Here is a 23,621-nt window from a genome sequence, read left to right on the forward strand (position 1 = left end):
GGAGGGGACTTACAGTGGGGTCATGCCGAAGGATCGCCGGACGCCCGGACCGGCCCCCCGGCCGGTACCGGCAGCGCTCGACGAGGTCGATCAGGAGCTGGTCCGGCTGCTGACCGCCGACGGGCGGATGCCGAACAACGCGCTGGCCGAGGCGACCGGGATCGCGCCGTCGACCTGCCTGATCCGGGTCCGCGCGCTCCGCGACCGGGGCGTCATCCGCGGCTTCCACGCCGACGTGGACCTGGGCGCGCTCGGGCTGCCGCTGCAGGCGATGGTGGCGATCCGGATCGGCGCTCACTCCCGAGACGAGATCGACCGCTTCCGCGCGAAGGCGCCGCGGCTCCCCGGCGTACTGGCGCTCTACCACGTGAGCGGCGCGAACGATTACCTACTGCACGTCGCGGCCGCCACCCCCGACGCCTTGCGCGACTTCGTCCTCGACCACCTCACCGCGGACCCGGCCGTCATCCACGCCGAAACCAGCCTCATCTTCGAACACCTCCGCGGCATCCCCGGCTAGGACCGAGCCCGGTGGGTCAAGGCAGCCATTCCGCTGTCAAGGTCACGCCTGGCTTGCCCTGCCCGATGGCCGGCAGCAGCAGCCTCTCGCCCAGCCAGACAGCCCCTCACCACCGTTCCATTCATTCGCCCCCTTTTCACCCTCATCCGAAGCCACCTCTCCCCAACCCCCACCACCGTCCGCAACCACGCCGCCGATGTGGGTGGGAAGGCGAGTGGGGAGCGGAGTACCCCGGCGAGGGCAGCTGGCGTCCCTAAGCAGCTGGGCAGTGGGCTCGGAGCGCTAAAAGGGGCGAATGATCGGGAGGTGGGCCGCGTTCAGGCGTCTTGAGCGAGCCGCAATCGCCTGTACTGACAAGCCTTGCGGCTGGGCCTGTGGAAAACCCGGCGACCTCCTGAGCCGAACTGGATACATTCCAGACGACAGGAAAGGAGGCCTGATGTCCGATTCGGTCCGCATCATCACCGAGGCCAACCGCACGAGCTGGAACCAGATCGCACCCCAGCGGCCGGGCGATCCGGCCGAGTTCTTCGCTGGCGGCGGCCTCGCGTTGGACGACTTCGAGCAGGAACTGGCAGGGGACGTTCGCGGCAGGCGTGTGCTCCAACTCGCCTGCTCCTCCGGCGACCAGGTGCTGTCCTGGGCCAACCTCGGCGCGAACGCCGTCGGGGTCGACATCTCGGACGTGGCGATCGACGTCGCCCGGCGGAAGGCTGCTGAGGCCGGCATCGAGGCCGAGTTCCTGCAGGCCGACATGTTCGAGTTGCCGGTCGAGCTCAGGGAATTCGATCTCATCTACTTCAGCGCGGGCGCGATCTGCTGGGTGCCGGACCTGGCGCAGTTCGCAGCCATCGTCGCCGACCGGTTGCGGCCGGGCGGCTCCGTGCTGATGGTCGACCATCATCCGGTCTGGGAGGTGCTGGCCGTTCGCGGTGACAACGAGTTCGGCGTGGTCGGCGACTACTTCGGCCGGCACACTCCGCGGGGTGAGACCGACGATGCGAAGCGACCGTTGGGAGCGCGTGGCGCCGAGAGCCCACCACCGTTCTCGGCGTTCATCTGGCCGGTGAGCGATGTGGTGATGGCCTTCATCGGCGCCGGACTCCGGCTGGAGGCCTTCTCCGAGGGCGGTGCGCCTGCCTTGTACGCCGGTGCCGGTGGCGTCGCGGCCAACCTCCCGGCGTACTACGTGATCAAGGCATCCCGGCCACAGCTATCGCGGGTCGCCGAGTAGCCGCATCACCTCGGTGTTGTCGGGCTTGGACCAGAACTGGTCGTGGAGAGCCGGCGGTAGTTCGTCGCGGTGGGCGCCGGTCTGGCCGCGACGGAAGAAGCCGGGGTCGGTCTGATGTAGCTCGTCGAAGGTGGGGATGGTGGCGCTCGCGAGTGGACGCAGACCTGGAAGGAGGCTGGTGAGCGTGCGGTCGACCGACGCGTGGGGATCGCGCGCGAGGTCGTCATACCGGAGGAGAACGCGGTGCGGCGCAGCAGGTTGCAGCCAGCTGAGGAAGTTGTGGCCAATCCGCAGGCGCAGGACGGAGCGGAAGCATTTGCCGGGTTCGTGCACTGGTTGCGGGGCGAGTATCCGGAGCTGCACCTCGACATCAAGCGCGTGATCGGCGAGGGCGATCTGGTGGTCACGCACTCGCACCTCGTGCTTGAGCCAGGCAAGCCGGGGCAGGCGCTCGCGGACCACTTCCGTCTGGAGAACGGCAAGGTCGTCGAGCACTCGGATGTCATCCAGGACAACCTCGAGACCTCGGCCAACAAAACACCATGTTGTAGTGTCCTGCGTCTGAAGTTCGCTGGATAAGTCTCGTTTCGCGGCGTTCACTTCATCGAGTGGAACCAGCATGCCATCGGGAAGCGATTACCAACAGCAGAGCGGTCACAGTCGGTGCCCCGATTCCCACCCTCGACGGTGCCCGCCGGGAAGGGGACAGATCCCCGGCCCGGTCGAGTGAACTCGGGGGTCTGGACACCACGCCGGGGGTCCGCGACAGGGCGTCGGCGGTCCGGACACCATGCCCGGGCGCGGGACGAGGCATTCCCAGACCCCGGCCCCCCCCGGACGGTGTCCGAGGCCGCACCGGTGGCAGCCACCCCCGTTGCCCCCAAGTACGGGCGTCTTTGTGCACCGGCTGAGTACCCCGCTCCCGGGAACATGCCACTGGATGCACAGAGGCCGGCCACCGACGCGGGCGTTCCGCGCTTTGTGCACGGCCTGAGCAAGCGATCGGCCCGGGGACGCTGAGCCGGTGCACAAAGACGTCCATACCGCAGGCAACGTGGCTTCCCGGACGCCCACAGCCCTCGGAGCCAGCTCTCGGAGCCGGCCGACCTCGCCCAATCACGCTCCGCGCGACTTGACCAACCCCATCAGGCCCCCGGGTGCCCCTGCCCCGACGGCGAGACGAACTTCCACCCGATTCGGGCGGGCGAAAGTACTACTGCCACGCAGCCGAAGCCGCCACCACCAACGCATCACAAGACAAAATCCCCGAGACCAACTCGCCCAGCGAACTCCAGAAGCAGGACACTATCGAGACCTCAAGGTTCTAGCGGGGCTTCGGTTCTAGCGGGGTTTCAGGTCCCAGGCGTTTGCGAGCAGCGTGTAGGAGTGGCGGCGTTCGGCTGGGTCGTGGATCGACGTGGTGATGATGAGCTCGTCTGCGCCGGCCTTGTTGGCGCGACGGCCGAGGTCAGCGGCGACCTGGTCGGGAGTGCCGACTGAGACGAGGCCGGTCCATTCCTCGACGGCGGCGCGTTCGCCTTCGGACCACGGGTACGCCGCGGCTTCTTCGGGTGATGGGAGCGGGCCAGGGCGGCCGGAGCGAAGCCGGAGCATGGAGAGCGCATTCGCCAGTGCGAGTTCCTGGGCGCGCTCCTCGGTCTCGGCGACGATCGCGGCGAGGGCGAGGATCGCGTGCGGCTCGACCTGCTCTGCCGACGGCTGGAAGGCGTTCTTGTACGACGAGATGACCCCGGCCGGGTCGAGGGTGCCGAAGTGCCCGGCGTACGCGAAACCGGTGCCGAGGATGGCGGCCGCCTGACCGCCGTACGTGCTGGAGCCGAGGATCCACACCGGCGGCAGCGGGATGTCGTCGGGCTGCGCGGAGATCGGGGCGAACGGATGCCCGGCCGGGAAGCCCTCGGCATACGCGCGAAGTTCGGCGTACTGCTCGGTGAAGTCGTCGGCGCCGAGCGCCTCCCGGCCGCGGCGCAGCGCGAGCGCGGTGCGCTGGTCGGTGCCGGGCGCGCGGCCGAGGCCGAGGTCGATCCGGTCCGGGTACAGACCGCCGAGGACGCGGAACCATTCGGCGACCTTCAGCGGGGAGTGGTTCGGCAGCATGATGCCGCCCGAGCCGACCCGAATCGTGGAGGTGACGGCGGCAACGGCCGCGATCATCACCTCGGGGCTCGAGCTCACGACACTCGGGATGTTGTGGTGCTCGGCGAGCCAGAAGCGGTGATACCCCGCCGCTTCCGTCGTACGGGCGAGCTCCAAAGTTTCGTGCAGCGCCTGGGACGGCCGCGTCCCGGTCGGCACCGGCGAAAGGTCGAGCACGGACAGGGGCATCGGTTCAGGGCTCACGTCCAAAGCCAACCCACCTCCAGCGCCGCCTATTCCTCGCCCGTTGCGTCCGAAGAAGTGGAGTACACGTCCCTCCGCTTCTTCGGACGTAACGGCCGGGGGTCAGACGGGGTACGGCGTGGTGGCGCGGGCGTCGCGGAGGGCGCGGGCCCACCAGGCGAGGCGGTCGAGCAGGGTGGTTGCCGCGTTCGTCGTGCCAGGCTCGACTGGCTCGCCTTCGTTCGTGAAGCAGCTGGGGACCTGGTGGAAGCTGAGGGTTTCGCGGATCGGCACCGCATGGAGTTCGGCGAAGACCAGGCGGAGTTGCTCAGCTGCTCGGAGGCCGCCTGAGCGACCGCCGTACACGATGAAGGCGACCGGCTTCGCGTACCAGGGGCGGCGGACGGAGTCGATCGCGATCTTCAGTTCGCCGGGGTAGGAATGGTTGTACTCCGGGCTGACGATCACCGCCGAGTCGGCAGCCGCGATCCGGTCCGCGAGCGAATCCGGTGGAGTGACCGCGAGATCGATGAGGTCGAGCTTGAAGTCGTCCCGCCGCTCCACCTGCCGCGCGAACCACGCGGTCGCGGCCGTCCCGAACCGCCCGGGCTCGGTCGAGCGCACCACGAGGGCCACGACGAGCGGATGAACGGTCACCCGGCGGACGCTATTACCTCAACAAGACTTGAGGTCAATCCTTGGCTGGTGGTTCGCCTTGCGGTGAGTCGGGGGTGGCGGTCGGCTCGGGCGGGGCAGGCGGGGTGTTGGGCGCGAGGGTCGTGTTGGCAGCACGCATCAGGTCAGCGGACTCAGCACTACTGGCATGCCCCTCGCCGCCCGTCTCGTCCCCACTCGACCGCTCGCCCGGCTCCGCCGGGGGCGGCGGTGCGGCGGGGTCCGCGGCGGGAGAGGGTGAGACGGCGGGGCCTGCGGGTGAATCGGCCGGTGGCTCGGCGGGATCCGCGGGTGAGTCGGCGGGTGAGGTGGTGAGGACTCCTACCTGGTTCCAGGCGGTGGTTACTGCTGTTAGTTGGCGGGAGTCTGCGCCGAACAAGGTGGTGGCGGCTGATTGGGTTGCTTCGGCGAAGGTGGTGAAGTCGGCTGTTTCGGGGAGGGTGCCCGAGGTGAGGGTGGCGTACCAGATGCGGCCCGCTTCGGACCAGGCGTTGCCGCCCAATTCCGTCGCGACCAGGTAGAACGCGTAGTTGGGGATGCCCGAGTTGAGGTGCACACCGCCGCTGTCCTCGGTGGTCTCCACGTACGCCGACATGTGCGACGGCTGCGGATCCTTGCCGAGCCGCGGGTCGTCGTACGCGGTACCGGGTGCTGCCATCGACCGAAGTGCGACGCCTTGCACGCCGGGCTGGAAGATGCCGGCCCCGATCAGCCAGTCCGCGTCGGCGGCGGCCTGACCGAGGTGATGCTGTTTCGCCAGCGAGCCGAACACGTCCGAGATCGACTCGTTCAGCGCGCCCGACTGTCCTTCGTACGCGAGGTTCGCCGTGTACTGCGTGACGCCGTGCGTCAACTCGTGCCCGGTGACCTCGATCGATTTGGTGAAATCGCCGAAGATCTCGCCGTCACCGTCGCCGAAGATCAGCTGGCTGCCGTCCCAGAAGGCGTTCGCGTAGTCGCGGTCGTAGTGCACCGTCGAGATCAGCGGGAGCCCGGCGCCGTCGATCGAGTCCCGCTCGAAGCACTCCTTGTACATCGTCCAGGTCGCGCCGGTCCCGTCGTACGCCTGGTTGACCGTGGCATCGGCAATGGCATCGGCAACGGCATCCGCGCCCTCGGCCCGGACCAAGGCCCCTGGCAACGACGTCTCGTGCTCGGCATCATGGACTTGCCGCCGCAAACCGCCCGAACCTTCGGAAGCAGTAGCGGAAGTAGCGGTTCCGGGCCTGGCCCGGAACTCTGCGTCGTTCTGCAAGGACTGGCGGTAACGAGCCCGCAGGTTCGGGTCGGGCGCGGTTCGCTCAAGGTGCGCGAGCAGGTACGGCGGCACGATGTGATGGACCCTCATGCCCACAGATGGTGCCCTTTTCGGGCTGCCCAGCAAAGGGCGAAATGCGTTAAACTTTCGTATTTGTGGCTGCTACCAGAGAATCCGAAGAATTGATCTGGGAGCCTACGGCCGAGGCCATAATTTTCAGGAAAGACTGAAACGCCTGCATTTTACCACAAGGGGTTTGGAATTGCTGAATCCGGTCCAAGATGAACAGGTTCACCTGACGGCTTTCTACGCGACGCTCGACCACGAGCGCGAGTTGACCGAGCGCCGCCAGGCCGATGAACAGGTGGCCGGCACGCGGAACCGGCAAGCCCTGCACCAGCGCGACGGACGGGTCCGTGACCTCAACGCGAGGCTCTCCCGACTGAACGCCGCCGAGGAGGGACTCTGCTTCGGCCGGCTCGACGACGCCGACGGCGAGGTCCTGCACATCGGCCGGCTCAGCCTTCACGACGAGACCTACGAACCGCTGCTCACCGACTGGCGCGCGCCTGCGGCCAGGCCGTTCTACATCGCCACCGCGATCCAGAACCACGGCGTGGTCCGTCGCCGGCACATCCAGACCCGGCTCCGCCAGGTGCTCGACGTACAGGACGAGCAACTGGACCTCGACCGGTCCGCGCCCGGCCGGTCGCAGCCCGGCCGCGGCGTGGTCGGCGAGCAGATCCTGCTCGGCGCGCTGAACGCCCGGCGGACCGGCACGATGGAGTCGATCGTGCGGACGATCCAGGCCGACCAGGACGGGATCATCCGGTCCGACCTGGCCGGCATCCTGGTGGTCCAGGGCGGTCCGGGCACCGGCAAGACCGCGATTGCCCTGCACCGGGCCGCATTTCTGCTGTACACGCATCGGGCTCAACTGGAAAAGCGCGGAATTCTCGTCGTCGGGCCAAATCCGACGTTCCTGAAGTTCATCGGCCAGGTGCTGCCGTCACTCGGCGAGGACGGGGTCCGCCTCGTCACCCTCGCCGAGCTGTACCCGGGCCTGACCGCGACCCGCCCCGAGCCCGCCGAGGTCACCGAGGTGAAGGGCCGCGCCGTGATGGCCGAGGTGATCACGAAGGCGGTCGCGGACCGGCAATGGATGCCGTCCGGGCCGATCGAGGTCACCGTCGACCGGACCGTACTGCGACTGGATCCCGCCGTCGTCCAGGACGCCCGCGGCAGCGCCCGGGCCCGCCGCACGACGCACAACCAGGCCCGGCCGTTCTTCCTGAAGGACATCGTCGACAACCTGACCAACCAGTACGCCGACATCATCGGCACCGACCCGCTCGACGGCGAGAACCTGCTCGACGAGTACGACCTGGCCGAACTCCGCAAGGAGGTCCTCGCCGAGCCCGCGATCCGCGACCTGCTCGATCGTCTCTGGCCGCTGCTCAGCCCACAGGCTCTCCTGGTCGACCTGTTCGGTGACGAGAAGCGGCTCGCTTCGTCGGCGCCGCAGCTCAGCGCGCTCGACCGCGAACACCTGCTCCGGTACGGCGACGACTGGAGCCCGGCCGACGTCCCGTTGCTCGACGAGGCCGCCGAGCTGCTCGGTGAGGACGACAACGATGCCGCTCGTCGCAAGGCCGAGCGAGCTCGCGCAATCGCTTACGCACAAGGGTCTCTGGACGTCCTGTCCGGCTCTGGCTCGACCGACTACGACGATGAGGACGAGGCGGAAGTCCTTACCGCTAAGGACATTCTCGACGCGGAGGCTTTCGCCGAGCGGTACGAGGCGGACGACGATCGCACCTTGGCCGATCGCGCCGCGGCCGATCGGCGCTGGACGTACGGGCACGTGATCGTGGACGAGGCGCAGGAGTTGTCCCCGATGGCGTGGCGCGCGATCGGCCGGCGGTGCCCGTTGCGGTCGATGACACTGGTCGGCGATGTCGCGCAGACCGGTGCCGCCGGTGGTGGGACGAGTTGGCAGCGGGCGCTCGCACCCACCTTCGGGGATCGCTGGCGGCTGGCGGAGCTCACCGTCAACTACCGCACCCCGGCCGAGGTGATGGACCTCGCGGCGCACGTGCTGGCCGAGGTCGATCCGACCGCGAAGGCGCCGGAGTCGGTGCGCTCGACCGGCGTACGGCCTTGGTACGAAGAGGTCGGGCCGACGGATCAGGCGCAGTACGTCGGGAAGGTGGCACGCGAGGAGGTGCACCACGGGCAGGTCGGCGTGATCACCTCCCGGTCCCGGCTGGAGCTGGTCCAGGAGGCGATCGGCGAACATCCCGACATCACCGTACTGACCGTGGCCGGCGCGAAGGGGCTCGAGTTCGACTCCGTCCTGGTGGTCGACCCGGACGGCATCATGCTCGAGTCCCCGCGCGGCCTGCGCGATCTCTACGTCGCCCTGACCCGCTGCACCCAGCGCCTCGGCGTCATCGGCCCGCTCCCGCCCGTACTACGGAACGCGGACGGCTGGGATGTCCGGGGTCAGTGATCGGCGCAGCATTTCTGCTGGTGTTCGACCTCGAAGGGGATGAGGACGCCGCCGGCCGCCGGTTGGACCAAGAGGACCACCTGGCCGTCGCGGCGGATCGGGCGGATGAAGTCGAGGGTGTCGATCAAGGTGTCGTCCTCGACCGGGAGTCCGCCGAGGGCTTCCACCTGGTCGATGCCGCAGCGGTCCCGGAGCTCCGCGGCGGTCAACACGCCGGTGGCGTGCTCCGCGCCGGGAAACCGGACCAGCCGGCCCGAGGTACCGAGGGCGCTTTCGACCGCGGCGGCGTAGGCGCCACGGACGAGTCGGCTGGGACCGGACAGCTCCGGCTCGGAGGCGCCAGGTCGGGTGATGGCCGCACCGGCCGACCGCTCCACCGACCAGGCCCGCACCCGAGCGGCCAAGCCGTCGGGTGAGTCCGGTGGGACGGTGACCGAGATGGCGAGGTGGGGGCGGTCGCCGGCGGCTACTACGTGGGTGCAGGCGACGACCGAACCGGCCATCGAGCCGAGCAACTCGTGCAGGAGATGCTCGGCTTCGACGGTGTCGCGGCTGTCCGCGTCGACGGCGATGATCACTTGCTCGGCAGGACCCAGATCGGGTTCGTGTAGAACCACAGGTCCGTCCACGGGTCCGCGTCGCCGACCACGTCGAGCGCAGGGCCTTGCGGGTCGATCGCTGCACCGAGATAGCCCGGCTGGCTGCGGTTGCCGTCGGAGCCGCGGACGCGGACGTAGTACGGCTCCTCCGCCTTGCCGAGCGGCAGGGTCAGCTCGAAGGTGCCACGCTTGCCGGACGTGTCCCACTGCCGGACGACCTTGGTGTCGGGAGCCTTGAAGGTGTCACGGTCGCCGACCGCACCCTTCACGGCACCACGGATGACGTCTACCCGGTTGAGGAGCGGGACGAAGTTGGCCCAGTTCGGCATCGTCTGGGTGGTGATCCGGACGACCAGCTCGACCGGACGGCCACGGCGTACGACCAGCGCGCCACCGAGCGGTTCGCTGTGCTTGCGCCCGACCTCGCGGACCTCGACCTCGACGCCCTTGGCGAGCATGCCGTGGTCGACCCACATCCGTCCGCTGCGCAGTCCCTCCATCACCGAAAGGTAGTCGCGTCGCTCGGCGCCGACATGGGTGCGGCTGTAGAAGCCGGGCCAGAAGTCGGTGGCGAGCGGGTTCACAGTGTTGCCGTAGACCGGGTCCATGTAGCGGCCGTCGCGGTCGAACTGCGCCTGGTCCGAGCCGTCAGGGCGACGCGAGGTCTCGTTCCAGTTCACGTGCGAGTCGGAGTTCGCGCTGACCCACCACGGCTTGCCCTCGGCGAGCAGGCTGTCCCACAGACCGCCCACCGTCGCGGTCATCCAGTCGAATCCGCCCCAGGTGCGGTAACTCTCGGCCGGGTAGCCAGGGAACGAGTTCGCGCTCGGCGCGTTGCCGTACAGGCCCCGGGCGCCGGCGGCACCGATGCCCTTCGGGAGGCCGCCGGCCTGGTGACCGGGCGCACCCTCGAAGCCGATGGCGATCCGCGGGTTGGCATCGCGCCAGTTACGAATCTCATGCGGGCTGTCGACGCCGTTGCGGGCCGGGTGATTCGCCAGGAACAGCGCGTCCTGGACGCGGCGGCGGTCCACCTGCTGACCGAGCCACTGGATCCCGTCCAGCGCGAGCTGCTCGTTGGCCGGCGAGTTCGAACTCGCATTGTTCACACTGCCGTCGTAGCTGTTCTCGAACTGCTTCAGTACTTCGACCTCCCGCGACCCGGGGGCGACGAAGACGGTGCCGTGCTCGGCGGCCGGGATGTTCCACTCCAGGCCCTGGAAGATCAGCGTGTTCTTCAGCTCGGTCCGGGCCGCCTTGATCTGCGGGTTGACCAGCTCCACGCCGATCCGGGCGTGGGTGGCACCGCCGTGGTCGGTGATGACCAGCCAGTCGAGACCGAACGCGGCCGCGTGCCGGGCCTGGTCGATCACCCGGTACAGGCCGTCGGAGCTCAGCTGGGTGTGGATGTGGTGGTCGCCGGCGAGCCAGACCTGCGGCTTGTTGCCGTGCTTGAAGAGGATCGAGTCACCCTTCGGAGCGGCAGCGGCGGCTGCTGCGCCTACGCCGGAGACGGCAAGGGCAGCGGTACCGCCGAGAATGCCGGCCGAGCGGAGCAGCGTACGACGGGAGACCTCGGTCGGTGAGAGGTCGCTGTCCGGGATCGACTCGTCCAGCGCGGCAATCGTCGCGGCGTCCAGCTCGGTGTTCGGGTGGTGATGATCGTGGTCGTGCCCATGCCCGTGTCCGTGACCGGCGCCGTGCTCGTGGTCGTGGGTATGACCGTCGTGGGAGTGTCCCATCGTGTTTCCTCTCGGATGGTGGATCCGGCGGGATCATCGCCCTTCGTGGTGACAACCAGGTGTTGTTCCGGTGAACCAATCGAGCCGCTGCTTGCCCCGGAACCCCTTGTTTGCGACGATGTCGCATTTGCTTGCTCACTCCCGAACGCTGGGGATCCCCCTGGAGGTGGACAACGGAGAGCGACGAGGATTCAATGGCCGCGATGGCTGCCCTCGGCGAACGACCACGCTCTGTCACCCGGCCTGTCAGGAAGGCACGGTGAGGTGGTCCGGATGGGCGGTCCTGGCGGTGTCCGCCGTATTCACCTTGTCGGCCTGTGGCGCGTCTTCACCGGATGCCTCGACCAGACCGGATTCACCGGCGACGCCGACAACCTCACTGACGGTCGCGATCCCTTCAGTACCGACGCCCTCACCGGTCCATCCATTGCCTAAGGCAAAGGTTCCGTATGTGTTCCCGGTCGGCGCCTGCCGTGCTTCGGCATCGCAGAGTCATCACGACTACCCGGCATCTGACATCTTCACCAAGGTCGGCTGCCAGTTCGTCTCGCCCGTGGACGGCCGGGTGGACGAGGTGACCCGGGTCGATCTCTGGGATCCGAAGACCAATGTCGGCCGTGATCGCGGCGGCCTGGCCGTGTCGGTGGTCGGCGTCGACGGCGTCCGGTACTACGGGTCGCACCTGTCCGCGATCGGAGCGGGAATCGCACCAGGGGTGCAGGTCCGGGCGGGACAGCTCCTCGGACTGACTGGCAAGACCGGCAGCGCTCGCTTCACCCCGGCGCACCTGCATTTCGCCATCAGCTGGCCCACCTCTGCCGGCAACTGGTGGATCCGTCGGGGCGCTGTGGCACCACAGGTCTTCTTGACCGCGTGGCATCAAGGCAAGGTGGTCTCGCCAGTCGCCGCGGTGGCCCGCGCCAAACGGGCGTACGGCGTCGACCGCGGCTGCCGCTCCTACTGCTGATTCACCTGAGGCTGCGGAAGAACGCGCGACCGTCCCCCACCAAGAGATCCGGCGCCTCCAACGCAGCGAAGTGCCCGCCGCGGTCGTACTCCTTCCAGTGGGTGATCGTGTGCTCACGCTCGAGGAGGTGCCGCATCGCTGGATCCGTGGGGAAGACAGCGACACCGGTTGGAACCTCCGATCGACCGGAGCCCCCGGACCGGTGATCGGGGCGCTCGGCAACCAGCCGATTCTCGTAGTACAGGTTTGCGCTGGTGGCGCTGGTGTTGGTGAACCAGTAGATCGAGGCGTCGGTCAGAAGGTGGCCGAGGGCAACGGCAGCTTCGGGCCGGGTTTGGGCCGGATCGGTCCAGTCGTGGAACTTCTCCAGGATCCAGGCCAGCTGACCGGCCGGGGAATCACTCAACCCGAACGAGACGGTCTGCGGTTTCGTCGACTGCAGCTCGGCGTACCCTGTCCCGGTCCGCCGGATGTGTTCGGCCAGCCGGAGCTTCGCCTGGTCGCGCGGTTCCAGGTCGTCCAGGTCTCCCGGGCGCGCGTTCGGGAACGCGAGACCGCCGTTGATGTGTACGCCGAGGACGTGGTCCGGGGCGATCCGGCCGAGGAGCGGTGACACCACCGAACCGGTGTCGCCACCCTGCGCGCCGTACCGGCTGTAGCCGAGGCGGTCCATCAAGGTGGCCCAGGGCCCGGGCGATCCGCTCATGGTTCCACCCGGGCTGTTCGAGCGGGACTGAGAATCCGTGGCCTGGTACGGAGGCCGCGACGACGTGGAATGCGTCGGCCGGGTCGGCGCCGTGGGCCCGCGGATCGGTGAGCGGGCCGAGGATGTCGAGGAACTCCGCGACCGAGCCAGGCCAGCCGTGCGTGAGGATCAACGGCATCGCGTTCGGCTCGGGCGAGCGGACGTGGAGGAAGTGGATCGACTGGTCATCGATGCGAGTCACGTACTGCGGGAACGCGTTCAGCCGCGCCTCCCACTCACGCCAGTCGTACTCCAGCCAACGGTCGACCGCCCAGCGCAGATAGTCGACCGGTACCCCGCGATCCCACGCGGCCTGCTCCGGGAGCGAGCGAGGCCAGCGGGTCTGGCGCAGGCGAGCACGCAGGTCATCCACGTCCGCTTGCGGGACCTGGATCCGGAACTCCTCCATCAGCCCTCCGATTGGTCTGGTCCGGCTTGTCGACGAGCCGGTACCCAGTTCCAAGAATGAGGTTCCTGACCGTCAGCAGGAGGTCCCTCCGATGAAACATCGAGGTCTACTGGCCGGACGGTAGCTCGGCGGGCCAGCTCGCCTTGGGGTGGCTGGTCCGCCGGTCCGGTCAGAGGTTGGCGTAATACTCGGGTTTCATCTGGATCAGCTGGACGTAGTTGCCGTCGGGGTCGATCAGGGTGGCGAACCAGCCGATGCCGCGGTCCTCGGGCTCGACCAGCCAGGTGATGTCGAGGGTTCGCAGGTGCGCGGCGGCTGCCTCGATGTCCTCGACGGCGAAGTTGAGCACCACCCGGCCGGGCTCGACGGTCGCGGTCGCGACGTCGTCGCGCTTCTCGATCACCAGGCCGAAGCCGCCGAGATTCAGATTGCCGTAGCCGTCGACCTCGGCGTGGAATCCGTCGAGGTACCACTTCTTCAGCCGGTCGGGATCCGCGCTGCCCAGCAGCATGCTGTTCAGAACAGGCTTGTCCATCTCGATCTCCGTCCATCACGAGAGCTGACGGTCAACTCTCGCCCGAGACGTCGGAGCCGGCCGTCGCCCCTCGACATCGATCGAAGAGAAGCCCTCGGGTCCGCTCCGCTCGTCGAGTTGGCTAGGCCGGTACGACGGGCGCCCGGCTCCCCGCCGTACGAATTGGAAAACGTCCGCACCGCCTCATGCTGGAGGCGGTGCGGACGTCGATAGGGGGGCAGGGGTTGAGGGGATTTTGAGGGGATTTGAGGGCGGCAAGCGAGGGGCAGAGCGCCCGCGCTCGCTTGCCGCCGATCATTGGTCTACCGCGGTGCTACGTCCCACATGCGCTCGCCGGGCAGGGGGTCGGGGAGACGGTCCACTGCCGGCATCGGGTCGTTGGTGACCCGCAGTCCGGCGAAGCGACGGCTCATGGCGTGGGCGTACCGCTCGGCCAACGCCGGCTCGGCGTTGTAATCGGCGATCACGTGCTCACCGAACCAGACTCGTACGCGTCGGCGCTCAGACGTCTGGATGGCGGTGGCGGTTGTCACTGGTCCTCCTGGCTGGTGTCTCTGGTGGTCGGCCTGGATTCGCGGGCGAGCGCGGTGCCGGTTAGCCGTGTGTTCACCGTCACGCAAGGTCCAACGGACGACGCGGACAGTAAGTCACGGGCATTTTTTGGGCAGTTGTCCGAAATATCTGAAACTATTTCGGATTGTCTTCGAACGTTTTTTCGGATGTCGATTCACGGGCAATTCACAGGGTTTCCTCAGCATCGACACGCCGAGCTGTCGGAACGACTCCGTAGGCTGGAAGGCGTGACCATCGAAGACGCTGGAACCAAGGCTCTGGCCGTCCCCGACCGGATCGTGCAGGCCACGGGGATCGCCACTGTCCAGACCGAACAGCTGATCGGCGACGTCGGGGACGCGCTCCGGCTGCTCGACGCGGTGGAGCGGGTCCGCGGACACGCTCACCCCCTGATCCTCGGCCTGCAGGACGCGGTCGGGATGAAGATGCCGGCCGCGCTCGTGCTGAATGCGATCTCCAAGGGCCGCGACACAGCGGTGGGTGTCGCGGAGCAGGTCGGCACGACCCCAGGCGAGGCCGAGCTGGCCATCGCCGAGCTAGCGGCGGTCGGGCTGGTCCGGACCAGCCCGCAGTTGGCTGTCACCGGCCTCGGCCAGGCAAGGCTGTCGCAGCTCGACGGGCTGACGGTCCGCGTCCTCGACGTGATCACCGGAATTCTCGGCCCGGCAGACGCGGCCCAGCTGGCCCGGCTGCTGCATACCGTTGCCGACGGCCTCGAAACCGCCGCGGTCACCAACCAGACAGCCGCACTTAACAACTGAGGACTGCCCTCCGGTGTCGAAGTTCAGGCAGTGGCGACGACGTTTCCGGTGAGAGGCGCCGCTGGGGTGTCTCGGGAGTTGGAGGGTGAGATGTTCAAGGAGACGAAGGCGTTCAGCGGGTTCGCTGTCGACGATGTCGCGACGGCGAAGAAGTTCTACGGCGAGACGCTCGGGCTGGACGTGACCGAGGAGAACGGGATGCTGCGGCTGCGGATCGCCGGCGGCATCCCGGTCCTCGTCTACCCGAAGCCGGGACACACGCCCGCGGAGTACACGATCCTGAACTTCCCCGTGCCCGACATCGACGCCGCCGCGAAGGAGCTCACCGCTCGTGGGGTCGTGTTCGAGCGCTACAACGACAAGCACGACGAGCTCGGGATCTTCCGCGGCGGCGGTCCGTTGATCGCCTGGTTCAAGGACCCAGCGGGCAACGTGCTGTCGATCATCCAGGCGTAGTACCGGTCAGAGGTCGTGCGGGCATAGGTCGTTGACGGATTGGGCGCGTGGATGATGATGTTGCCGGTCGGGGTCTGGAGGCAGGACAGTGCGCCGGGCTAAGTACGGGGATCGACGCCTTGGCCGCGCGACTGCGGACAGCGCCGGGCGACTAGCGCCCGCCGTACGGGCGGTAGTTCCGTTGACGATTGCGCCTAGTTGGTGGGGGCCGGGTCGTTGTATTGGCCGGGGCGGCCCTTGTAGCGGGTGCCGTTGAGGTAGGGCCAGGAGTTCGCGACGCAGCCGTGCAGGCCGAGTGTCTGCTGCTCCATCACCGGCGCGGGTTGGCCCGGCCCCGGGCAGAGCTCGTGGTGATTGCCGAGGCGGTGGCCGGTCTCGTGGTTCACCATGTACTGCCGGTACGCCGTGAGCGAGGCGCCGTAGTTCGGTACGGCGTGGGCCCAGCGAGCGACATTCAGTACGACGTTGTCGCCGATCCGGCAACTCGTGTAGCGGTCTGGGCCGCCGCCGCAAAGGATGTCGCGGGTCTCGGGGGTGACGAGCAGGAGCTTGAAGTTGGCATTCTGGCCGGGGCCTACCTGGCGGAACCGCCATTGGCCGGCTGCGGTCCAGCCCTGCGGAGCACCGTACGTCTTCCGCACGAACTTGGCGAACGCCGGGCCATCGACTCCCTGGATGCCACCCTCGATGGCGATCTGGAATCGCATCAGCTGACCGGAACTGCCGATCGTGGCGGGATCGCCGGGGAGGACCGAGTAGGAGACCGTACCGCGGATCGGATAGGTGACCGGCACGACGCCGTCCGTCGGCGTCGACGCGGAGGTCTTCGTGGACGCCTGATGGCTGGGGTTCTGGTCACTGGGGTTCTGGTCGCTGGGGTTCTGGTCGCTGGGGTTCTGGTCACTGGGGTTCTGGTCACTCGGATCCTGGTCGCTGGGGTTCTGGTCACTGGGATTTTGATCGGCTGGATCCTGAGCGTCTGGATCCTGAGCGCCTGGAGCTTGGGCGCCTGGATCCTGAGCGCCTGGAGCTTGGGCGCCCGTGCCGTCGGGACTGTCCTTGCCGGTGGTGTCGTCCGGGTTCGCCGACGAGTGAGCGACCGGCCGGCCGGGGCCATCCTGGTGGTCGAACGGGCTGGCAGGCAGTTCGTACAGCGCCACTCCCGCGACAGCCGCCACGACCCCGAGCGCGGCGATCCTCGTCATGCGCATCCCAGAAACTCCTCACGTCGCACCCTTCGGAAGAGCGCGTCCTCACCAGTACTTGCCAACCGGGCCGAAAACCCTTCTCTCCCAACCGCTCAAGCGCCCCCACCCGCCGCCTTGGTGCATCACCTGAGCATCCCGCCAGCCAGAAACACTCACGTCGCGCACAAAGGCAGCTCCCACTCCCTCCAACCACCGGCCACCCCGCGGCCTTTGTGCAGGACCTGAGCGTCCCGCCGACCGGAAACACTCACGTCGCGCACAAAGGCAGCTGCCCGCCGGTCAGCGGACCGCTTCCGGACCGGTTCGCCTCCGCTCCACCTATGGATGGAGATCAGCAATCCATCTGCTGGATTTGATACAGGCGTATCAGTTGCTGGAAAGAAGACGGATGTATCAAAAGGGAGCGGATGATGAACGCTGGACTGCCGGCCTCACCGCGGCGACCCTGCTGACCGCCTCGACCCCCGCGATGGTCGCCTGGGCCGGTAACCCCACCGAACGACCCCCAAACGCCGAACCACGCCCGGAGTCGGCCACGGTCACCGGGCGCGGAGGGATCGGGGCGGAGCTGCTCGTTGACGGGGATCGCGACGGAGTGGGGGGTGGACAGCCGGCGCGGAGGGAACGGGGCGGTCACCGGGCGCGGAGGGATCGGGGCGGAGCTGCTCGCTGACGGGGATCGCGACGGAGTGCGGAACCGCACGGCCGGGCGTGGCGGTCGTGGTGGGATCGGGGCGGATCTGGTCGCGGACGGTGATCGCGATGGGGTGTTGAGCCGGGCGGACGAGGTGGGTGAGGAGCGGTGGAGGGCTGGTCGCGGGGCGCTCTTTCTGGCGAATCTGGATGATGACGAAGGGCAGTGCCGGGTCGATCCGGGTCCGGCTGGACGAGATCGGGCGGGCGTTCGACGACGAACTGGCGGCGTGCAACGACGCGGCGGACGAGCGGATCAACGGACCGAAGGATGCCGCGGACTTGGCGCCGTTGCAGGTTGTTGCTCGGGGCAACTTGAGCGATGAGGCGACCGGGCGCCGATGAGACGACGCACGTGGTCCGCGCCGGCAACGCGTGCGGCTGGACGCTCGCGGTCGCCGATCCGAGGCTCGCGGTGGAACTCCTGCGCAAGGCTCAACGCGATGGCGCGGGTGCGGCGCGACTGGCGGCCGACACGAACTCCCCCCAGCAAGCCCGACGGTGAACGAAGTGCTTGCTGATAGCAACGGGCTTGCCGAGGATGAGGAGGCTGCGCGACACATCGACGACCAGGTGGAGATCTTGCTCAAGGCAACTGGGTTGCGGCGGAGCGAGCTGGTGCGGCTGCCGGTGTTGTTCGCGAAGAACGCGCGGACCGGGTTGCTGCGAACGATGCTGCCCGGCCTTGTGAACGGGCTGTCGCTGAGCTCCCGCCACATCGCAGTACCCGACCCGCATGGCCCGAAGGTCGCTGGGCGCTGGGCGCTGGGCGGGACATCTTCCGCGCCGCGACCGAGCGGGCGCTCGGGCGGAACGGCTACGGGTGCACTGGGTTGAGGACTACTTCTGGGCCCATCTCGCGGGTGGCGAGGTGCACTGCGCCACCAACGCCCTGCGCGACACGAAGACCACAGACACCTGGTTGGCTCAGCGGGTTATGGCTAGGCGTTGGGTTTGGTAGTTACTGGGGGTGAAGCCTAGGGACAGGTAGAGGGGTGAGCCGTCGGGGGTGGCGTGTAGGTCTATCTGGCCGGCGGTGGTTTCGTCGCGGTACCAGGTGAGGAGGGCGACCACGCAGGCGCGTGCCAGGCCGCGGCGGCGGAAGGCCGGTTCGGTGCTGACGTTGTAGAGGCTGCCGCGTTGCGTGCTCAGGTCCTTCGGGCTTGGCGGGTGCGCGTTGCAGTGGCCGGCCGCGCCCGCCACCACTCCGGCCTCGGGGTCGTCGACCACGAAGGCAGCGAATGTCTCGGGTGACGAGAGCCCGTCTCTGAAGTAGCTCAGCGCGACCTCTCGCCACGGTGCGTCCGGACCGCCGGTGTCCGTCCCCATCGCCTCGAGCATCAGCGCTCTCAGCCGGACCAGCGCCTCGGCGTCGTCCGGTTTGGCGCGGCGTACCTCGATTTCAGTCACCGGGAAATCATGCCGAACTTTCTACCGCGACAACGAGTCAGACCCGGTGGACGCGACACAGGGGACGCGTCCAGCCGTCCTGTTCCCGGCCATTGAGTGGAGATATGTCCCCTAAGGTGGCTAGAGCCCCGGGCGCGAGTAGGGCCAGACGAGCGAAGCCACGAGCCGCCCGCCGGGCCGGACCGGGAGGCCGACAGAGATTGGCCGGGCCGGCCCGGCCGGCAGAGATCCGCGTTCGGCGCGCTGCTCCTCGCAGTACTGGGTGCTGCAGTGCCCGGTACTGCGTACTTGGTGGCCGGGCGAACTCGGCTCGGCACCCTCGTCACGGGGCTCACGGTCACGCTGCTCGGCGCCGCGGCGTACGTCGGGTCGGCGCGGCGGGACGACGTGATCAAGTGGGCCCTCGACCCGAATCTGCTGCTCTGGATCATCGCCGGGCTCACGGCCGTCGCCCTGCTCTGGGTGACGATCGTGGTCACGTCGTACAAGATGCTCCGGCCGTTGGGGTCGGGCATCGGGGCGCGGCTGGCCGGGGCGCTCGTGATCGGGCTGGTGTGCTGCACGATCGCGTCCGGGACCGCGCTGGGAGCGCAGAACCTGCTCGCACAGCGCGATCTGGTGACGCATGTGTTCGCCGGCGGCAACTCCAAGAGCGCCACCCGGCCGACGATCGCGAACAAGAAGGACCCGTGGGCCCAACTGCCGCGGCTCAACCTGTTGCTGCTCGGCGCGGACGACGGGGCGGGACGGCAAGGGACCCGGACGGACACCGTGATGGTGGCCAGCATCGACACGAAGACCGGCAACACCTCGCTGATCTCGCTGACCAGGAACTTCATGCGGATGCCGTTCCCGGCGGACTCGCCGCTGCACGAGTTCTACCCGACCGGCTTCTGGAACCCGAAGCTCGGCGACGTCGAGCAGGGCGAGTTCTACCTGGACGCGATGTACCGGAACCTCCCGAAACTGCACGACGGCATCCTCGGCCCGTCCGACAACCAGGGTGCCGACATCCTGAAGGTCGCGGTGGGTGAGGCGCTCGGGCTGAAGCTGCACTACTACCTGCAGATCAACCTGTCCGGTTTCGAGCAGATGGTCGAGGCACTCGGCGGGATCACCGTGAACATCAATTACCCGGTCCCGGTGGGTGGCGACGACGACAAGCACATCCCGCCGGGGCGCTACCTGAAGCCTGGCGCGAACCGGCACCTGAACGGCTTCGACGCGCTCTGGTTCGCTCGGGGCCGCTACCAGGTCCCCGGCGCCGACCTCGCCCGGCAGGACCGCCAGCACTGCACGATCCAGGCGCTGGTCGAGCGCGCGACCCCGCAGAACGTGCTCAGCAACTACCAGTCGATCGCCAAGGCCGGCAAGCAGTTGATCCGGACCGACATCCCGCAGAACCTGCTCCCCCAGTTCGTTGGCCTCGGCCAGCGGGTCAAGTCGGCCAAGATCACCACCATCGACCTGGACAAGAAGAAGAACTTCCCCAACGGCCGTAATCCCAACTACAAGGCGATGAGCGAGATCGTCGCCAAGGCGCTGGCGCCGAAGGCCGTGCCGGTCGCTAAACCGACAACCAAACCGACGACCAAGCCGACCGGCAAGGCGACACCCCGCCCGCCCGGCACCGACCCCGGCGACCTCGACAGCTCCTGCGCCTACAACCCGCAGTAATCACCGACTCAGCCGGTCCGAGGTCCGTCGCGACAAGCGTCGTACCGTCTCCCGCCGGAATCGGAACCGGTACTGCGAACGACAGGTCACCTCGGTCAAGCTCGGCCAGCAGCTTGTGCTCGAGCGCGATCCGATCAGGTCCGACGTTGCTGTGGACTCGCAGGACATAGCCGTCGCCACCTACCTGGACCAACCACACCGGGTTGTTGCTGCCACGTTCCGGCCGCGTCACCTCGGTCGGCGTACCCAGGTCCCAGGTCTCGAGCAAGGCGGAGACCTTGCTCAATGCTTCATCGGCGGCCATGGCCGTCAGTCTCTCCGCTGCCGCGAACCGCGGCCACTTCATTTCCGCCCTCGCCGTAAGGCCAGCCGAAGTATAGGTAACCAGGGGAGGATGGGTTTGTGGTGAAGATGGCGGATGTGGCTCGGCGGGCTCGGGTATCGGTGACGACGGTTTCTCATGTCCTGAATGAGACGCGGTTCGTGGCACCTGGCACCCGGCAGGCTGTGCTGACCGCCGTCCGGGAGACCGGGTACGTGCCCAACACGGTGGCGCGGTCGCTGGTGATGTCGAAGACGGACACGATCGGTCTGGCGTTGTCCTCGATCTCCAATCCGTACTTCGGGGAGCTGGCTCATCATCTGCAGGCGGAGGCCGAGCGGCACGGCTACTCGATCCTGATCGCGGACACCCACGACGATCCGGAGCGGGAGCTCAAGGTGGCGCGGGATCTGCACGAGCGCCGGGTGGACGGCATCATTCTGGCAACGTCACCAGATCCGGGGCCGACGCTGGAGTATCTGCAGCTGCGGAAGGTCCCGGTGGTGCTGGTCGACCGCCTGATCGGGGCCGGGCTGGACGAGGTCGGGACCGAGAACATCGAGGCGACCTCGCATCTGGTCGAGCACCTGGCCAGTCGCGGGCACACCCGGATCGCGATGGTGAGTGGGCTGGCCGGGCTCGCCACCACCGTGGAGCGCGTCGCCGGATACAGGCTGGGGCTGGAGCGAGCGAAACTCCCGTACGACGATGCGCTGCTGCGCGGAGGCTCCTCGCACGCCGAGCCGGCTCGCGGCGCGACCGCGCAACTGCTGCAGATGCCGGATCCGCCGACCGCGTTGATCGTCGCGAACAACAAGATGACGATCGGAGCCATGCGGGCGCTGCGCGACGCCGGCTTGTCCGTGCCCGCGGATGTCGCGCTGGTGGCGTTCGACGACTTCGACTGGGCGGATCTGTTCGAACCGCGGCTGACCACGATCGCGCAACCGCATCAAGAGCTCGCCGCCAAGGCCGTCGAGCTGATCACGTCCCGCATCGACGACCCGGACCAGCCGGCCCGCAGCATCAGGCTCGACCCAGTCCTGGTCCACCGCAACTCCTGCGGCTGCTGAGCCCTCGTGCGAGTCCGGCGCCCGGTTCGCCGAGCGGGTGCTGAGCCCAGTACGAGACCGGCGCCCGGGTTCGCGGAGCTGTTGCTGAGCCTTCGTACTACGCGTACCGGATACCGAGGCCGCCGTCGACGGACCAGTTGGCGCCGGTGACGAAGGCCGCGGCTTCGGAGGCGAGGAAGCAGACGACTTCAGCGACGTCCTCGGGAGTACCGATGCGGCCGAGCGGGTGGGCGTCGAGCGCGGTTTCGCGGGAGCCGGGGATTGTGTCGAAGAACTCTTCGAGCAGGTCGGTGGCGATGAAGCCGGGGCTGACCGCATTGACCCGGAGGTTGTGCGGGGCAACATCGAGGGCGAGGCTGCGGGTCATGCCGACCAGACCGGCCTTCGCCGCGGCGTACGGGAACATGCCCGCGGTGGTGAGGTGGGCGTGGATCGAGGCGATGTTGACGATCGAGCCACGCCGGGCCGCGATCATCGCCGGCAGGACCTGACGGGCCATCAGCCAGGCGCCTTTCAGGTCGACGTCGAAGACGCTGTCCCATTCGTCGACGGTCATCTTGGTGGCATCGGCGTACGCGTTCTTGCCTGCGTTGTTGATCAGCACGGTGATGGGTCCCAGCTCGTCGACCAGTTGATCGACGGACCAGCGTACGGCGTTCTCGTCGGTGATGTCCCCGACGGCCGCGGCCACCTTCGCACCGGTCTGCTGTAGGTCTGCGGCTGTCGCCGCGACCTGATCGGCCAGTACGTCGAGCAGCGCGACCGCGGCGCCTTCCTCGGCGGCTTTGGCGGCGATCGCGCGACCGATTCCGCGAGCAGCTCCGGTGACGAGCACAACCTCGCCGGCAAGACGTCCACCCACTTGGCTCCTCCTGAAGATCGGGGTGTTCGGAGCCTAGCGCCGGCACTACGGTCAGCTACGGGCTGCCCGGAGCAGATCGAGCCCCTCGATGCCCAACCGGTGTCCGTCGGGGAGCTGGTCGTGCCGATCCCAGCGCCACGCCGTCACTATCGCCAGCGAGAGGCTCCGGCACAGGCGCAGCAGGTCCTGGTCGACACCCGGATAGTCCTCGGCGACCTCTTCGGGCGCATGGGCGAGGTCGAATTCGACCGGCCCGCGACAACAGGTCTCGAGGTCGATGAACAGCAGCCCGTCCACCGTGCTGAGCAGATTGCCCGGATGAGGCTCGCCGTGCAGCAACTGATCGGCGGCGCCGCGTTCGGCGATCGCGCGCCGCAGGCTTGCCAAGGTGTCGCCGAGCAACTCCCGATCGGCGTCGGCGAGGGCCGGACTGCGGTCGCGATCCGCCACTGTTTCTTGAGCCTCCGCGACGCGATCTGTGAAGTGCGGCGTCGGGTAGTCGACCTTGCGCATACCCGCATGCAGCCGCACGAGTGCATCGGCGTACTCCGGCGGTGAGACGTCTTGAGTCGTCACTGGCTCGTAGTAGGTCCAGAGCGTGACCGTGAAGCCATCGCGCTCGTGGACGCGTGGCTCCGTTCGCGGCTCGAGAGCAGCCACTGGGCACCCGGCCTCGAGAAGCCGCTGGCCGAGCTCGACTTCGAACTGGGCGGCCTGACGCAGCATCGGTGCGACTTGAGCCAGGACGTCACACGGCAACAGCCGCAGGGTGATCCTGTTCGAGTCCTGAAGGAGGATCGCGTCGTCGACCGTCAGACCTTGCACCGAGGCGATCGACCTGGCCGCAGCCACCGCACGCGTGATCTCTGCCGCCTGCATCGTTGGCTTGCCTCTCTCTGGGGCGACTTTCCGAGCGGTACAACCTGGGCACCGTACCAAGTTGTCGACGAAGAGGCGGGGTGATTAATGGCAGGAGCTTGAGGCAACGGTCGTCGCGTTTGCAGGGGTGCGGATGTCTGCGACGTGATCAGTGACAGAGGTACCGGTCGG

25 protein-coding genes and 1 pseudogene are annotated in these 23,621 nt (G+C 68.0%); 13 read left to right on the top strand and 13 right to left on the bottom strand.

The features are described from left to right. Window positions 1–22 precede the first annotated feature (22 nt). The 3 genes from F1D05_RS19865 to F1D05_RS43060 all read left to right on the top strand — a co-directional run bounded on the left by F1D05_RS19865 (window position 23) and on the right by F1D05_RS43060 (window position 2,333). Window positions 23–520, top strand: a complete 498-nt coding sequence (locus F1D05_RS19865; protein WP_185441694.1) for an Lrp/AsnC family transcriptional regulator — start codon at window positions 23–25, stop codon at window positions 518–520. A 439-nt stretch (window positions 521–959) separates the two neighbouring features. Beyond that, complete coding sequence (locus F1D05_RS19870) at window positions 960–1,754, top strand: class I SAM-dependent methyltransferase (protein WP_185441695.1); 795 nt, start codon at window positions 960–962, stop codon at window positions 1,752–1,754. Window positions 1,755–2,081: 327 nt separating this feature from the next. Continuing rightward, the gene (locus F1D05_RS43060; RefSeq protein ID WP_428995033.1) at window positions 2,082–2,333 is read left to right on the top strand and encodes a nuclear transport factor 2 family protein; all 252 of its coding nucleotides are present in this window, start codon (window positions 2,082–2,084) and stop codon (window positions 2,331–2,333) included. 762 nt (window positions 2,334–3,095) lie between these two features. On the opposite strand, the gene F1D05_RS19880 is transcribed toward F1D05_RS43060, so the two are convergent. From F1D05_RS19880 to F1D05_RS19890, 3 genes are all read right to left on the bottom strand, one after another. After that, window positions 3,096–4,115, bottom strand: a complete 1,020-nt coding sequence (locus F1D05_RS19880; protein ID WP_246485785.1) for an LLM class flavin-dependent oxidoreductase — start codon at window positions 4,113–4,115, stop codon at window positions 3,096–3,098. Between the two features lie 102 nt (window positions 4,116–4,217). Next, window positions 4,218–4,751 carry an NADPH-dependent FMN reductase gene (locus tag F1D05_RS19885; protein WP_185441697.1) on the bottom strand — a complete coding sequence of 178 codons (534 nt, stop codon included), beginning with the start codon at window positions 4,749–4,751 and terminating at the stop codon, window positions 4,218–4,220. Window positions 4,752–4,785: 34 nt separating this feature from the next. Continuing rightward, a complete protein-coding gene (locus F1D05_RS19890) occupies window positions 4,786–6,117 on the bottom strand; it encodes a M4 family metallopeptidase (protein WP_185441698.1) in 1,332 nt (443 codons plus the stop codon). Window positions 6,118–6,283: 166 nt separating this feature from the next. On the opposite strand from F1D05_RS19890, the gene F1D05_RS19895 reads away from it, so the two are divergent. Further along, window positions 6,284–8,539 (top strand): HelD family protein, encoded by a 2,256-nt coding sequence (locus tag F1D05_RS19895; protein WP_246485786.1) that lies wholly within the window; start codon window positions 6,284–6,286, stop codon window positions 8,537–8,539. Here the strand turns inward: F1D05_RS19895 and F1D05_RS19900 are convergent. Both F1D05_RS19900 and F1D05_RS19905 read right to left on the bottom strand, forming a co-directional pair. Then, window positions 8,533–9,156, bottom strand: coding sequence for a hypothetical protein (locus F1D05_RS19900; RefSeq protein WP_246485787.1), 624 nt, complete (start codon window positions 9,154–9,156; stop codon window positions 8,533–8,535). The genes F1D05_RS19895 and F1D05_RS19900 overlap by 7 nt on opposite strands. Then, on the bottom strand, window positions 9,114–10,880 hold the full coding sequence (locus F1D05_RS19905) for a histidinol-phosphatase (protein WP_185441699.1): 1,767 nt from the start codon (window positions 10,878–10,880) through the stop codon (window positions 9,114–9,116). Before F1D05_RS19905 ends, F1D05_RS19900 begins: the two co-directional genes overlap by 43 nt. A gap of 273 nt (window positions 10,881–11,153) precedes the next feature. On the opposite strand from F1D05_RS19905, the gene F1D05_RS38970 reads away from it, so the two are divergent. Then, the gene (locus F1D05_RS38970) at window positions 11,154–11,315 is read left to right on the top strand and encodes a hypothetical protein (RefSeq protein ID WP_206685769.1); all 162 of its coding nucleotides are present in this window, start codon (window positions 11,154–11,156) and stop codon (window positions 11,313–11,315) included. A gap of 16 nt (window positions 11,316–11,331) precedes the next feature. Beyond that, entirely contained in the window at window positions 11,332–11,847 is a 516-nt protein-coding gene (locus tag F1D05_RS38975) for a M23 family metallopeptidase (protein WP_206685770.1), read from the top strand. 1 nt (window position 11,848) lies between these two features. On the opposite strand, the gene F1D05_RS42590 is transcribed toward F1D05_RS38975, so the two are convergent. The 4 genes and pseudogenes from F1D05_RS42590 to F1D05_RS19925 form a co-directional block, all read right to left on the bottom strand. After that, window positions 11,849–12,553, bottom strand: a complete 705-nt coding sequence (locus F1D05_RS42590) for a hypothetical protein (protein WP_343066667.1) — start codon at window positions 12,551–12,553, stop codon at window positions 11,849–11,851. A gap of 190 nt (window positions 12,554–12,743) precedes the next feature. After that, window positions 12,744–13,001: pseudogene (locus F1D05_RS42595) on the bottom strand (epoxide hydrolase N-terminal domain-containing protein); the annotation flags it as partial. A gap of 169 nt (window positions 13,002–13,170) precedes the next feature. Continuing rightward, a complete protein-coding gene (locus tag F1D05_RS19920) occupies window positions 13,171–13,536 on the bottom strand; it encodes a VOC family protein (RefSeq protein ID WP_185441701.1) in 366 nt (121 codons plus the stop codon). Between the two features lie 302 nt (window positions 13,537–13,838). Beyond that, window positions 13,839–14,069 carry a hypothetical protein gene (locus tag F1D05_RS19925; protein WP_112245252.1) on the bottom strand — a complete coding sequence of 77 codons (231 nt, stop codon included), beginning with the start codon at window positions 14,067–14,069 and terminating at the stop codon, window positions 13,839–13,841. Window positions 14,070–14,336: 267 nt separating this feature from the next. Between F1D05_RS19925 and F1D05_RS19930 the strand changes: the two genes are divergently transcribed. Beyond that, window positions 14,337–14,870 (top strand): MarR family transcriptional regulator, encoded by a 534-nt coding sequence (locus tag F1D05_RS19930; protein ID WP_185441702.1) that lies wholly within the window; start codon window positions 14,337–14,339, stop codon window positions 14,868–14,870. Window positions 14,871–14,960: 90 nt separating this feature from the next. After that, entirely contained in the window at window positions 14,961–15,326 is a 366-nt protein-coding gene (locus tag F1D05_RS19935; RefSeq protein WP_185441703.1) for a VOC family protein, read from the top strand. Between the two features lie 194 nt (window positions 15,327–15,520). On the opposite strand, the gene F1D05_RS19940 is transcribed toward F1D05_RS19935, so the two are convergent. Next, window positions 15,521–16,537 (bottom strand): DUF3152 domain-containing protein, encoded by a 1,017-nt coding sequence (locus tag F1D05_RS19940; RefSeq protein WP_246485788.1) that lies wholly within the window; start codon window positions 16,535–16,537, stop codon window positions 15,521–15,523. Between the two features lie 843 nt (window positions 16,538–17,380). On the opposite strand from F1D05_RS19940, the gene F1D05_RS19945 reads away from it, so the two are divergent. From F1D05_RS19945 to F1D05_RS19955, 3 genes are read left to right on the top strand one after another with little or no spacing between them, the layout of a single operon-like run. After that, window positions 17,381–17,572: a hypothetical protein gene (locus tag F1D05_RS19945; RefSeq protein WP_185441704.1), complete on the top strand. Its 192-nt coding sequence runs from the start codon at window positions 17,381–17,383 to the stop codon at window positions 17,570–17,572. Beyond that, a complete protein-coding gene (locus tag F1D05_RS19950) occupies window positions 17,550–17,732 on the top strand; it encodes a hypothetical protein (protein WP_185441705.1) in 183 nt (60 codons plus the stop codon). Before F1D05_RS19945 ends, F1D05_RS19950 begins: the two co-directional genes overlap by 23 nt. A 5-nt stretch (window positions 17,733–17,737) precedes the next feature. Then, window positions 17,738–18,064, top strand: a complete 327-nt coding sequence (locus F1D05_RS19955; RefSeq protein ID WP_185441706.1) for a protein-arginine deiminase family protein — start codon at window positions 17,738–17,740, stop codon at window positions 18,062–18,064. 90 nt (window positions 18,065–18,154) lie between these two features. Here F1D05_RS19955 and F1D05_RS19965 read toward each other — a convergent pair whose 3' ends face one another. Further along, window positions 18,155–18,637, bottom strand: coding sequence for a GNAT family N-acetyltransferase (locus F1D05_RS19965; RefSeq protein ID WP_185441708.1), 483 nt, complete (start codon window positions 18,635–18,637; stop codon window positions 18,155–18,157). 270 nt (window positions 18,638–18,907) lie between these two features. Between F1D05_RS19965 and F1D05_RS19970 the strand changes: the two genes are divergently transcribed. After that, window positions 18,908–20,314: an LCP family protein gene (locus F1D05_RS19970; protein WP_246485789.1), complete on the top strand. Its 1,407-nt coding sequence runs from the start codon at window positions 18,908–18,910 to the stop codon at window positions 20,312–20,314. Between the two features lie 411 nt (window positions 20,315–20,725). Then, window positions 20,726–21,709 (top strand): LacI family DNA-binding transcriptional regulator, encoded by a 984-nt coding sequence (locus tag F1D05_RS19975; RefSeq protein WP_246486878.1) that lies wholly within the window; start codon window positions 20,726–20,728, stop codon window positions 21,707–21,709. A 97-nt stretch (window positions 21,710–21,806) separates the two neighbouring features. On the opposite strand, the gene F1D05_RS19980 is transcribed toward F1D05_RS19975, so the two are convergent. Further along, the gene (locus F1D05_RS19980; RefSeq protein WP_185441710.1) at window positions 21,807–22,571 is read right to left on the bottom strand and encodes an SDR family NAD(P)-dependent oxidoreductase; all 765 of its coding nucleotides are present in this window, start codon (window positions 22,569–22,571) and stop codon (window positions 21,807–21,809) included. A gap of 51 nt (window positions 22,572–22,622) precedes the next feature. Next, a complete protein-coding gene (locus F1D05_RS19985; protein ID WP_185441711.1) occupies window positions 22,623–23,450 on the bottom strand; it encodes an aminoglycoside phosphotransferase family protein in 828 nt (275 codons plus the stop codon). Between the last annotated feature and the right edge of the window lie 171 nt (window positions 23,451–23,621).

Source organism: Kribbella qitaiheensis (assembly GCF_014217565.1).
Classification (GTDB): Bacteria; Actinomycetota; Actinomycetes; order Propionibacteriales; family Kribbellaceae; genus Kribbella; species Kribbella qitaiheensis_A.